The following is a 9445-nucleotide window of genomic DNA, read 5'->3' as shown; positions in this document are numbered from 1 at the left end:
GCCATGAGCACCCGGCGGTGCTTATGATGGAGCTCCAGTTCCCCGATGCGCAGCACGGAGGTCGCAGGGGCAGCAACATCGACTACCTCTGCCCTTTTACCCTTCAGCGCGTCCATGACGGCCTTGAACACGCTGCCGTCCGGATCCCTCGCCCGAATGACAATAATCTCCTCCAAGCTGCTCACCTCCCCGGGATCTTCTGCGGCATGATCAGTTTTGCAGAATTGCCGCCGCCTCTTCCTCGCCGAGATACCCGTATTTCACCATCTGTTGGAGAACATACTGCTGCCGCTGCGCAGCCAGATCTGGGTTCGCCGTCAGCGAGTAGACGGATGGCGCATTGGGGATTCCGGCCAGCAGCGTGGCCTCGTCATCCGTCATGTCCGCAGGCTCCTTCCCAAAGTAGCCCGCGCTGGCGTCCCGGACACAGTAATAGCCGTCGCCAAAGTAAATGGAGTTGACATACAGCTCCAGGATCTCGTCTTTTGAGTAGGTCTGCTCCAGCCGAAAGGCCATGAAAACCTCCGCAGCCTTACGGATAAAACTCCGCTCCTGGGTAAAATACAGGTTCTTGGCAAGCTGCTGGGTGATGGTGCTGCCGCCTTCCCGCAGGCTCCAGAACTTGATGTTGTTCCAGGCAGCTCTGGCGATGGCGATGATGTCGATGCCGCAATGCTGTTCAAAGCGGTGGTCCTCCACTGCCACGACCGCATCAAGATAGATCTCCGGCAGGTCTGCAAGCGGCGTGTAGCTGGGATCTGCCTGCACCTCTGCAACCTTGTTCTCCAAGCTCTGCTCCTTGAGTGCGTCACGATACATCAGATAGCCCAGAACAGCCACCACACTGCCGCACAAAATCCCGGCGGCTACGATCAGCAGAATGATCCGCACCAGTAGTTTTTTCAGTATCCGCATGACGCACCTCACAGTTTACTCGATTTGAATGGACACGCTCCCGGTCACGCCCTCGCCCCAGACACCGAGATAGACGCTTCCACCGCCCACCTCGATGGTGCCGGAGTAATCCCCGCTCTCGGACAGCAGGAGCACCGGCTCCTCCGAGCCGGAGCACAGGAAGATGGCAGCCTCCCCCTCTTCGACGGCAAGGGAGCAAGTGACCTCTACCGTATCCCCGGCCTCCCGGTCCAGCGTGGTACCGCCAAAGAGCAGTTCCGTACCGGAGAAGTCCTCATAGTCAGCCGCATAGGTGCCGGTGTAGTCGTCCTCGCCCCGGACACGCTCCCCCTGGAGGGAGCGGTCCGGCGTCAGCGCCCAGGAGCCGGCGGTATCCATCAGCGAGCTGTAGGCGTCCAGAATGGCGTCCTTCACTGAGTCATCCGTCGCGTCGGCCGCGGCACCGAGGGCTGCGTCTGTCATATCCGCCAGAGCGCCGGCGACCTGATCCGTTCCCTCCGCCAAGCCATTGAGTACCGCATCCGTCCCATCCGCCAGTGATTGCATCATGCCGGAACAGCCGGACAGCAGCAGGACGCAGAACAGGCCGCAGGTCAGGAGCGGTGTCCATCGCTTTCGGTTTTCTTTCATCGTGTTTTCCTCCTTGCCTGCCGGCGTCCACCGGCCTTTTTCTTTTTCGTACTCCCGGCCTTGCTGCTGGGTCTGGAGAAGGCCAAGATCACAGCCGTCAAAACGATGACCGCCGTCATGCCCAGGAGGGCCAGCGGAATGCTGGGAGCCTCAGTGGCCCCGTTGTATTCCTGCATATCAAAGCCGGCCAGCACCAGCGCCGCAGAGAAGGGGTAGGCGGAGAGCAGGAACCCGCTCTTAAAGAACAGAATGCAGTATCCCAGGAAAAAGGTCAGGATGGAGCCGCCCAGGTAGGCGCCCCGCATCTGCCCGAAAATCAGGATCATGGGCATACACACCAGGAAGGTGGTCAGCGCCGCGGCCACCACCTGTCCCCCCTGCTGGAGGATCACCCCTGGCGTCAGCCCTGGGAGGCCTGCCAGCGTCCCTGTGAGCACCGTCACGGCCACGCTGTAAAGGCCGAACAGCAGGGACAGCAGGCCGGTGACCGCCAGCTTGCCCCCAAGGAGCTTGAGATAGGACACCGGGACGGTGAGCAGGTTCTTCATGGTGTCGTGGGTGTTCTCCCGGTCGATCAGCCACCCGCCGATCATCACCAGAGAGATGGGGAGAAACACTTGGGTGTTGCCCCACACCACATTGGCGAACAGGTGGACAAAGTCAAAGTTGGGGTCCCGGATCTCCGGGTTCACAATCAGCTGGCTGCCATACTGCACCACCGGACAGAGGGCCAGAGCCACAATGCCCACCAGCAGGATCTGGCACCGCCGCAGCTTCCACCACTCCGTCTGAATCATCTTCTTCATGCTCTGCACCTCCTCAAACGCCTTGGCGCTTATAGACCAGCGCAATTAGGGCCAGAAACACCGCGGCCTCCGCTCCAGTCACCAGAAACGCCTGGGCGGTGGTGACGAAATAGGGGCTGACCCGCTCCAGAAGTCCCAGCATCTCGGCACCGGCATTGGAGAAGTCGAGGTACTGGAAGTACCACCGGAAGGTCAGCGGCCCGGGCAGCAGCGTCCCCAGGTTCAGGCCAAAGGGCTGGGTGATAAAGAGGTCGTTCAGGCCGAAGATGTAGTTGACAGATGTGTAGAAGAAGGTGATGATGACGGAGACGATATAGCTCCGGTTCAGCAGCACCACCAGCAGGATGCAGGGCAATGCCCCGGCCCACATCATGATCCCCTGGCCGACGCCCACAAAAAAGAGCCGCCAGAACCCCACCGGCTCCCACCCGGCAGCCAGCACGATCAGCAGGATCACCAGGCCGCCCACCGCCATGAAAGCGGTGGCAAAGAGAAACAGCAGGGCCATCTTTGCCATGGCCAAGGTCGGCTTTCTCACCGGCACCGTCATCAGGTTTTTCAGCGTGTCGTTGTCCTGCTCCTCAAAGAGCAGGTTGGAGGCCAGCACCACCAGGGCCGGCATGAGCAGCAGGTAGGCGCTCATCTGGAACAGGGTGGACATCATGCCATCCACCGCCTCGGCCCCGCTGGTAAACTGCCGGAAGTCCGGCAGGAACAGGGCGCACCCCAGGGGGATCAGGGCGGACACGGCAGCGGCGGCGAAGAACAACGGCTTGCGCCGCAGCTTGGCAAACTCACACCATAGGAGTTTAAGCAATGCCCTCACCCCCTGTGATGCGCTTGAAGTAGTCCTCCAGGGTGTCCTCATAGAGGTGGGCGTCGGACACCACCAGCCCAGCCTCCACAAACCGCCGCACCGCCGCGCCCGTGTCCAGGCGGAGATTCCGGACGGTCAGCGCCTGTTCGCTTTCCACCACAACATCCCGGACACCCATCTCCTGCTGGAGCAGTTGCGCGGCCACTGGTGCATTGGACACGGTGAACCGGAGGACCTTCCCGTTCTTCTGCTCCAGCTCCGCCAGGCTCTCCTCCTCCAAGAGGACGCCGTGGTCGATGATCCCAATGTCATCTGCCAGCAGGGCGATCTCGGAGAGGATATGGCTGGAGAGCAGGATGGTCTTTCCCCGTTCGTCGCACAGCGCCCGGATGAAGTCCCGCACCTCGGCAATGCCGATGGGGTCCAGGCCGTTGATGGGCTCGTCCAGGATCAGTAGCTCCGGGTCGTGCATCACCGCCAGGGCGATGGCCAGCCGCTGTTTCATGCCCAGGGAGTACTGGGCGTAGCGTTTCTTGTCCCGGTAGGGCAGGTTCACCAGCTCCAGCGCCCCTTTGATATAGTTGGGACTTTTGAGGCCCCGGAGCCGGGCGAAGATCTGCAAATTCTCCGTCCCGGTCAGGTTGGGGTAAAACCCGGGGGACTCGATGAGACTGCCGATGCGGGGCAGGACGCGCTTTTCGTTCCCCTTCAGCGGCCGGCCGAAGATGGTCACTGTGCCGGATGTGGGGACGGTCAGCCCCAGGAGCATCTTCATGGTGGTGGTCTTGCCCGCCCCGTTGCGCCCCAGGAGGCCGTAGATACGCCCCTTCTGCACATGGAGATCCAGACTGGAGACGCTGACCTGCTCCCCATACCGTTTGGTCAGGCCCTTGGTTTCAATGATACAGTCGCTCATAAGCGGTACCTCCTTTGCTTGGTAGCAACAGGATAGCACCCGCACCTTGAGATAACGCTGAGCCAACCTTAATTTTTCTCTGAGATTTTGCGGAGGGCATGGGCAGGCCGACACTTTAGCGGTATAATATGGGCAAAGGAGGGGGGTGTCCCATGATGGAGCATAAAATCTTATTGGTAGACGATGGCCGGGACCTTTTGGAGATGCTGTGCTCCATCTTCCGGCGGGCAGGCTATACCGATCTTGTAACCGCCTCCTCCGGACAAGAGGCCCTCCAGATCTGGCGGGAGCAGCAGCCGGCGCTGATCATTTTGGATGTGATGATGCCGGGGATGGACGGTTTCGAGGTCCTGCGGGAGATCCGCCGCACCAGCCGCGTGCCCGTCCTGATGCTCACCGCCCGGGGCGAGGCAGAGGATCGTATCGAGGGGCTGGAAATCGGAGCGGATGACTATCTTCCCAAGCCCTTTTTGCCAAAGGAGCTGCTGCTCCGGGTGGGGGCCATTCTCCATCGGACTTACCCGGAGCCCAACCGGAAGGTGGAACTGGCAGCCTCCACGGTGGACTTGGAGAAAGCCGAAGTATGGAAGGACGGCGAACGGACGCCATTAACGGCAAAGGAATTGCAGCTGTTCGAGAAACTCTATGAAAATGCCGGCCGGATCGTCACCACCGGCATCCTGTGCGAGACGATCTGTGGGGAGTTCTGGCAGGGCTACGAGAGCACCCTCTCCACCCATATCCGCCACCTGCGGGAGAAGATCGAGGCTAATCCCTCCAAGCCGGTCTCTCTGGTGACGGCCAAGGGGCTGGGATACCGGATCAATCTGAAGGGGGCGAAGTCGTGAATCCGGTGCAGCGGTTTTTCCGGCGCTACATCTTCTCCACCGTTGGCATTCTGGCGCTGTTCCTCGTGGTGAATCTCCTGCTGGTCCTGACTGTTCTGACCGCCGGATACATGAGCGGGACAGACAACGGGCTGTCTGTCCGGGAGGTATCCGGCCATGTGACGGAGCAGGCCGGCACCTGGACGGCGGACGATACGGCGCTGGCCCTGCTGCAAGAACATGATGCCTGGGCCATGCTCTTGGATGAGAGCGGCACGGTGATCTGGGAGCAGGGTCTGCCGGAGGAACTGCCCCGGTCCTACACCAGCGCCCAGGTGGCATCCTTCAGCCGCTGGTATCTCCAGGACTACCCGGTGAAAGTGTGGAGCCGGGAGGACGGCGCCCTGATGGTGGTGGGATTTGAGCCGAACACTCTGGTGAAGTACTACTTTTCCATGGAGACGCCCTCCCTGATGATGTTCCTGGTGGGGGCCATTGCGGTCTTTGTGTTTAACCTGCTGCTGATGGTCTTCCTGATGCTGCGGAACACCCGCCGGGTGGAGAAAGCCATGTCCCCCATCCTGCGGGGCATCCAAGACCTGAGCCGGGGCAGCTACCAGCCCCTGGACGAGCGCGGGGAACTGGCGGAGATCAACGCGGGGCTGAACCGAGCCGGGGATTACCTGATGCAGAAAGACAACACCCGGGCAGAGTGGATTCGCGGGGTATCCCACGACATCCGCACTCCCCTTTCCATGGTACTGGGCTACGCCAGCGAACTGGAGGATGACGACACTCTCCCCACGGATGCCCGGCAGCAGGCCGGGATGATCCGACGGCAGGGGGAGCGGCTGAGATCCCTGGTGGAGGATCTGAACCTGACCACCAAGCTGGAGTACGCCCTCCAGCCCATCCGCCGGGAGACGGTGAATCTGGCGGAGATCGGGCGGCAGGCGGTGAGCGAGGTGCTCAACGGCGGCCTGCCGGAACGATATGAGATTGAGTTCTCTGAAGAGCATCCGGGCCGTGCCGCCCGGATGGAGGGTGACACCGCCCTCCTCCGGCGGATGCTGGACAACCTGATCCGCAACAGCATCGTCCACAATCCCCGGGGCTGCCACATCTCTGTTACGGTAGGCGCGGAGGATGGGCGATGCACCTGCACGGTGACGGACGATGGCGTGGGGTTGGACGCCCCCCGGCTGGAGGCGCTGAACCGGGAGGCGGATGTCGCCAGCACCCAGGACGGTGAGCACGGCCTGGGCCTCAAACTGGTGCGGCAGATCGTGAAGGCCCACGGCGGGACGGTACAGTTCTGGCAGGCTGTACCGCAGGGGCTGGAGGTTTGCATTTCTATCCCCACAAGGAATGTCTGAAAAGGGCGGACGGCTTGCGAAGTGCCGCCCGCCTTTTCTCAGTTTTCATTGGAAATACTCACAGTTCATTGATGGTATCGGTAATCGACATGCCACGAATTCGCTTCGCCGGTGCATGGACGGAGATAATCGTCGCCCCGATCACAAACAGAAGAATCACTAACAGCGCAGGGACCGGAATGCTCCAGGTATAGTAGGGAAAATTCGTGGTAATCAGCCTGTTATACAACAGACGGCTCAGGGGCAGCCCCGCCGCACAGCCGACGATGCAGCCGGTAAAGGCGTAGGTGGCCGCTTCTGCTGCAATCATCCGGGTGAGCTGCCGTCCGCCCATTCCTACAGCCCGCATGGCGCCATACTGCTTGATTCTTGCGGAAACGCTCATAGAAATGCTGTTGACGATATTCAGCACCGTGATCAGAGCGATGATGGCGAGGAAACCGTAGATGAAAAGGCTAAATGCCCAGAAGGTGCTGCGGTCCGACTCGTCCCGCCGGTCGGTGAAACTGTACTGATCTCCAGCCAGTTCCTCAATCGACGCCACCTCTTCATCCGTAGCGCTCTTCGTCACTTGGACATCAAGGATGGCATAGCCCTCCACGCCCGTCAGCCGGGTGAATGTCTCCTCGGAGCAAATCAGGATTATCTCGCCGTTGGTCTGTCCGCTGTTGGAGAAGGGGCTGTGGGTCAGCATTCCAGCGATCTCTACTTGGGAATCGCCGACGGTGACGGTATCACCGATGGTCAACGGCACATCCTGATCCCAGATGCACAGCACCGTGTCGCTGTTCCCATAGACTCTCTCCAAGTCGCTTCCCTTCCGCAGGAGATCATCTTCCAGGAGCCACCCCAACTGCAAGGCATCATAGGAAATCAGATCTACCGTCGTCTCCGCAGTTTCTACAGGGAAGGAGGCAGGGATATCCTCCCGATACATCCTGCCAAACGCATGCCGGACGCCGGGTATCTCGCGGATCTCTTCAGCCAGAGCGTAAGGGATCGTATTCGAGTAGTCTTGACTGGCGATGGTGAGGTTTGGCGCCGAGTGTGCGGTGGGGAGAAGGCAGCCCAGCAGTTCTACCAGCACAGAGAATGCGAGAAACAGAATGATACTCAGGGCGAAGGAGCCGGACATTAGAACCAGATTCTTCTTGGCAGATACCGCATGGGAGATGCCCAAGGCGGATTCGATTTTTCCAAATCTGGTTTCCGTTCGGTGTTGCTTATGGGTTTTATCCTCCAGATTTCCAGATACCGCCGCCACCGGAGAAACTCGTGAAGCACGCTTTGCCGGGGACCTGGAGGCCAGCAGGACGGTCAGCAGGCCCAACACGACGCCGCTGACAATTCCCACGAGGCTGACGCCGAACACTGGCCAATCAGAGAATTCCCCCTGCACCCAGTACCGCAAAATCGCGCCAAGCACCCAGGAGATAACAACGCCCAGAGCCGCACCGATGGGGATGGCGGTTTTACACCAATTCAGGGCCTCCAATTTCACAAATCGGATGACTTGCCGCTTGCTCATGCCGATACAACGCATCATACCAAAGAACTGCGTCCGCTGGGCAACCGTGCTGTTGAGGCTCCCGGAGATCATCAGAATACCGGCCGCCAGAATCAGCAGGAACAGAACCCCTGCCAAAGGATAGAGGGACTTCACCATGGTGTTGTTGCTGAGACCGGCAAGGCCCATCAGGATGAAGTTCTGCTCCATATCTCCCTCTGCCACATAACACTGGGCCTGGATCTCTGAGATAGCGCGGCCGATATTGGCCCGTGAGGCAAACTGGACATAGAAGGTTTCACTGCCGGAATCCTGATTATCCTCCATAATCTGACGAAACGTGGAGACGTTCATGAAGATCCCGATTTGTTCCCCTTTTACCAGCAGGGCAGTCGCCTCTCCGGTACCATTTTTGGTAGCGTATCGGCTGTCGTCGATGCGAAAGCCGGTAATTAGGAAGGAGTATTCACCGGCAGGTGTACGCAAGGTGATGGATTCGCCTACATCCACGCCAAGCAGTTCCCTGGCATTTGGCGTCAAGATGGCCGCATCATTCGCCTGGATACTGGAATCTGCAGGGAAATAGCTCATGATGTCCGTGCGGAAGGATTCCTCGATACCACACAGGGCGGTTTGGATGCCGTCGACCTCATACGCCCGGCTCTGGTCCATATTCACCACATCGTACCAGGATGCAGCTGCCACATCACCTCGGGACCGGATCTCCTCGGCCCCCTCTTCAGACAGATTCTGAATGGCAATGTGCCAGAACCCGTGGTTTTCCTTGGAGTGCTCTGTTTCACACCGAACCATCAGATCCACCATACTGAAGATGGCGGTAACCAGAAATACAGCGAAGATAATACACAGCAACGTCATGCGGTTCTGCCGCCGGTGGACCTTGGCGGAAATGGGAATCAGACTAAGATAGCTTCTCATTGGTCATGCCTCCCAAGTCCGTCAGGACGCCGTCCGACACCCGGAACACCCGGTCCACTGAGGCGGTCAGGTTGCTGTTATGAGTAATCATCAGGATGGTCTGCTGGTAGTGCCGGGATGCCTGGGTCAGCAATGCGATCACATCCTGGCTGTTTTTGGTGTCCAAGTTGCCCGTAGGTTCATCGGCCAAAATCAGTTTCGGCTTGGTGATTAGGGCGCGACCGATGGCCACCCGCTGCTGCTGACCGCCGGAGAGCTGGCTGGGCAGGTGACGCCTCCGTTCTGTCAGACCCAGCAGTTCCAGCAATTCATTCACCTCGGACTTCTTTGGTTTTCGGTAATCCAGCAACAGAGGAAAGGCGATATTCTGCTCCACATTCAGCTCCGGAATCAGTTGAAATGACTGGAAGATAAAGCCGATATTCCGCCGCCGGAAGATGGTCCTCTGCTCGTCCTTCATGGCAAAGAGATCCTGCCCATCCATGAGGATATGGCCGGAAGTAGGCGTGTCCAGCGCCCCGATGCAGTTGAGCAGGGTACTCTTACCGGAGCCGGACTCCCCCACCACCGCCGCAAACTCCCCCCGACACAGGGAGAAGGACACCTGTTTCAGCGCCTCCACCTTTGCCTCGCCGGTGCCGTAGGTCTTGCACAGGTTTTCTACTTTCAAGATTTCCATAGGCTCAAAACCTCCTTATCCCAAAGGATAGCA

General features: G+C 59.5%; 9 protein-coding genes. 2 read left to right on the top strand and 7 right to left on the bottom strand.

Translation table 11 applies throughout. The features are described 5' to 3' along the window. Positions 1-210: 210 nt before the first annotated feature. From B5F19_RS04460 to B5F19_RS04440, 5 genes are read right to left on the bottom strand one after another with little or no spacing between them, the layout of a single operon-like run. On the bottom strand, positions 211-915 hold the full coding sequence (locus tag B5F19_RS04460; protein ID WP_087288396.1) for a biosynthetic peptidoglycan transglycosylase: 705 nt from the start codon (positions 913-915) through the stop codon (positions 211-213). Between the two features lie 15 nt (positions 916-930). Then, positions 931-1545 carry a hypothetical protein gene (locus B5F19_RS04455; protein WP_087288394.1) on the bottom strand — a complete coding sequence of 205 codons (615 nt, stop codon included), beginning with the start codon at positions 1543-1545 and terminating at the stop codon, positions 931-933. After that, positions 1542-2351, bottom strand: coding sequence for an ABC transporter permease (locus tag B5F19_RS04450; RefSeq protein ID WP_087288392.1), 810 nt, complete (start codon positions 2349-2351; stop codon positions 1542-1544). Before B5F19_RS04450 ends, B5F19_RS04455 begins: the two co-directional genes overlap by 4 nt. Positions 2352-2364: 13 nt before the next feature. Next, entirely contained in the window at positions 2365-3177 is an 813-nt protein-coding gene (locus B5F19_RS04445; protein ID WP_242972694.1) for an ABC transporter permease, read from the bottom strand. After that, complete coding sequence (locus B5F19_RS04440) at positions 3161-4084, bottom strand: ATP-binding cassette domain-containing protein (RefSeq protein WP_087288388.1); 924 nt, start codon at positions 4082-4084, stop codon at positions 3161-3163. Before B5F19_RS04440 ends, B5F19_RS04445 begins: the two co-directional genes overlap by 17 nt. A gap of 152 nt (positions 4085-4236) precedes the next feature. Between B5F19_RS04440 and B5F19_RS04435 the strand changes: the two genes are divergently transcribed. Then, positions 4237-4932, top strand: a complete 696-nt coding sequence (locus B5F19_RS04435; protein WP_087288386.1) for a response regulator transcription factor — start codon at positions 4237-4239, stop codon at positions 4930-4932. After that, positions 4929-6287: a HAMP domain-containing sensor histidine kinase gene (locus B5F19_RS04430; RefSeq protein ID WP_087288384.1), complete on the top strand. Its 1359-nt coding sequence runs from the start codon at positions 4929-4931 to the stop codon at positions 6285-6287. The genes B5F19_RS04435 and B5F19_RS04430 overlap by 4 nt, the downstream gene beginning before the upstream one ends. A 58-nt stretch (positions 6288-6345) precedes the next feature. Here the strand turns inward: B5F19_RS04430 and B5F19_RS04425 are convergent, their stop codons facing one another. Continuing rightward, a complete protein-coding gene (locus B5F19_RS04425; protein WP_087288383.1) occupies positions 6346-8733 on the bottom strand; it encodes an FtsX-like permease family protein in 2388 nt (795 codons plus the stop codon). After that, complete coding sequence (locus tag B5F19_RS04420; protein WP_087288381.1) at positions 8717-9412, bottom strand: ABC transporter ATP-binding protein; 696 nt, start codon at positions 9410-9412, stop codon at positions 8717-8719. The genes B5F19_RS04425 and B5F19_RS04420 overlap by 17 nt, the downstream gene beginning before the upstream one ends. Positions 9413-9445 lie beyond the last annotated feature (33 nt).

It is taken from the genome of Pseudoflavonifractor sp. An184 (assembly GCF_002160305.1).
In the GTDB taxonomy this organism is placed as follows: domain Bacteria; phylum Bacillota; class Clostridia; order Oscillospirales; family Oscillospiraceae; genus Lawsonibacter; species Lawsonibacter pullicola.
Note: the sequence above shows the minus strand (reverse complement) of the source record. Positions and strands in the feature narration are given on the sequence as shown.

Excerpts from the sequence above, each read along its gene's own strand:
- B5F19_RS04440 (WP_087288388.1), bottom strand. The coding sequence starts at position 4,084 with ATGAGCGACTGTATCATTGAAACCAAGGGCCTGACCAAACGGTATGGG.
- B5F19_RS04455 (WP_087288394.1), bottom strand. The coding sequence starts at position 1,545 with ATGAAAGAAAACCGAAAGCGATGGACACCGCTCCTGACCTGCGGCCTG.
- B5F19_RS04450 (WP_087288392.1), bottom strand. The coding sequence starts at position 2,351 with ATGAAGAAGATGATTCAGACGGAGTGGTGGAAGCTGCGGCGGTGCCAG.
- B5F19_RS04460 (WP_087288396.1), bottom strand. The coding sequence starts at position 915 with ATGCGGATACTGAAAAAACTACTGGTGCGGATCATTCTGCTGATCGTA.
- B5F19_RS04425 (WP_087288383.1), bottom strand. The coding sequence starts at position 8,733 with ATGAGAAGCTATCTTAGTCTGATTCCCATTTCCGCCAAGGTCCACCGG.
- B5F19_RS04435 (WP_087288386.1), top strand. The coding sequence starts at position 4,237 with ATGATGGAGCATAAAATCTTATTGGTAGACGATGGCCGGGACCTTTTG.
- B5F19_RS04420 (WP_087288381.1), bottom strand. The coding sequence starts at position 9,412 with ATGGAAATCTTGAAAGTAGAAAACCTGTGCAAGACCTACGGCACCGGC.